The sequence below is a fragment of the Rhizobium acaciae genome (genome assembly GCF_025941625.1).
GTDB classification, from domain to species: Bacteria; Pseudomonadota; Alphaproteobacteria; order Rhizobiales; family Rhizobiaceae; genus Rhizobium; species Rhizobium acaciae.
Map to the genome: position 1 here is coordinate 1 of NZ_JAPCZO010000065.1, position 2,035 is coordinate 2,035.

Consider the following 2,035-nt stretch of genomic DNA (forward strand, 5'->3'; position numbering starts at 1 on the left):
CTTCTGAACACAGGCGTTTGTTGGCCGCCTTCTGGCCCTGCATATCGGATGCGCGGCCTCATATTTTTGGACGAGGGAGTCTTCCCAGGGGGGCAAAGGGATACGGCTCGAAAAGTCATCCTCTAAACTAGATGACGCCGTTTCTGGCCAAGTGTCAGTCCGATGAAGACCAGTCTGCCTGTACTTTGCCATTGTGCTCACCAAGCCTAGGCGACTTCAGACTCGAGTGCAGCATTGCCCCCGAGAAGATGATTGGCGTTCGGATACCCGGTATCCCTTCGTTCTCCACCGCCATTTTCCGATGCGTGACTTGCGGGTCGGCAAATACGTCTTCCACGGTGTTGATCGGCCCAGCGGGAACGCCTACGCGCGCAAGGTCGGCTAGCAAATCCAACCGTTTGAAGAGCTTCGTCTGCGCTTCCATCAGGGATGTCAGTTCGCCTCGATGACGCACTCTGTCCGCGTTCGTTTTGAAACGGTCGTCGGCCGCCACAGCGGATAGCCGGAGGACATCGCATACGCGTGCGAACTGACTGTCGTTCCCGCAGGCGATAATGATATTGCCGTCGAATACCGGAAATACCTGGTATGGCGCGATGTTGGGATGCGCGTTGCCGAGTCTCGTCGGCGCGTTTCCCGAGGCTAGGAAATTCATCGCCTGATTGGCCAACACGCCTACAGTGCTGTCCAGGAGCGCCATATCGATATGCTGTCCCTCACCTGTGCCATTCCGAAAGATCAACGCGGCCTGGATAGCAATGACTGAATAGAGTCCCGTGAAGATATCGCCGAATGCTACGCCAATTTTCTGCGGTTCCCGCCCAGGTTCACCGGTCAAATCCATGATGCCCGCCATGCCTTGGACGATGAAATCGTACCCCGCGCGCTCGGCATATGGGCCGGTTTGACCAAAGCCAGTGATCGAGCAGTAGATCAGCTTCGGATTGATCGCCTTCAGGCTTTCGTAATCAAGACCGAATTTCTTCAACGAACCTACTTTGAAGTTCTCGATGACGACGTCTGCGTTCGCGATCAGTGAACGAACCTTTTCGACGTCTTCCGCCGATTTGAAATCCGCAGTAATGCTCAGCTTTCCGCGATTGCAGCTGTGGAAGTAGGCTGCAGCGACGTCATCACCATCCCGAATGAAGGGCGGTCCCCAACGGCGCGTATCGTCGCCCTCCGGGCTTTCCACCTTGATGACGGCCGCTCCCAGGTCGGCAAGTGTCTGTCCGGCCCACGGACCAGCCAGGATTCGCGCCAGTTCCACGACCCTAATGCCTTCAAGCGGAGACTGCATCGGTAACTCCCTAATTCCTAAATCCGCGGATCATCGTTGGGCTACATATTCGGATAGACCGGTCCCTCGCCGCCCTGCGGCGGTACCCAGTTGATGTTCTGGTTGGGATCCTTGATGTCGCAGGTCTTGCAGTGCACGCAGTTCTGGGCGTTGATGACGAAGACGTCCTTGCCGTCCTTCTCCACCCATTCGTAGACGCCGGCCGGACAGTAGCGCGTCGACGGGCCGGCATAGATGTCATGCTCGGACGACTTCTGCAGGTTCATGTCCTTGACCTGCAGATGCACCGGCTGGTCTTCTTCGTGATTGGTGTTCGACAGGAACACCGAGGACAGGCGGTCGAAGGTCAAGACGCCATCGGGCTTCGGATAGGCGATCGGCTTGTGCTGCGACGCAGGCTCCAGGCTCTCAGCATCGGTCTTGCCATGTTTCAGCGTGCCGAAGACGGAAAAGCCGAACAGCGTGTTGGTCCACATGTCGAAGCCGCCGAGCGCTACGCCGAGTGCGGTACCGAACTTCGACCACAGCGGCTTGACGTTGCGCACCCGCTTGAGGTCGCGGCCGATATCGCCCTTGCGCCATTCATTCTCGATCTCGATCACGTCGTCATGGCTGCGGCCGGATACAATCGCGGCGGCGATCTTCTCGGCGGCCAGCATGCCCGACAGCACCGCATTGTGGCTGCCCTTGATGCGCGGCACGTTGACGAGACCGGCCGAACAGCCGATCAGCGCC

General features: G+C 58.2%; 2 protein-coding genes. Both read right to left on the reverse strand.

Annotated features, from left to right (window positions below; all coding sequences use genetic code 11):
- Positions 1–154: 154 nt before the first annotated feature.
- Complete coding sequence (locus OLZ32_RS39060; protein ID WP_264425713.1) at positions 155–1,300, reverse strand: CaiB/BaiF CoA transferase family protein; 1,146 nt, start codon at positions 1,298–1,300, stop codon at positions 155–157.
- A gap of 41 nt (positions 1,301–1,341) precedes the next feature.
- A partial coding sequence (locus OLZ32_RS39065) for an electron transfer flavoprotein-ubiquinone oxidoreductase (protein WP_264425715.1) occupies positions 1,342–2,035 on the reverse strand: 694 nt, incomplete at its 5' end.

Coding starts and splice junctions, on each gene's coding strand:
- OLZ32_RS39060 (WP_264425713.1), bottom strand. CDS start 1,300: ATGCAGTCTCCGCTTGAAGGCATTAGGGTCGTGGAACTGGCGCGAATC.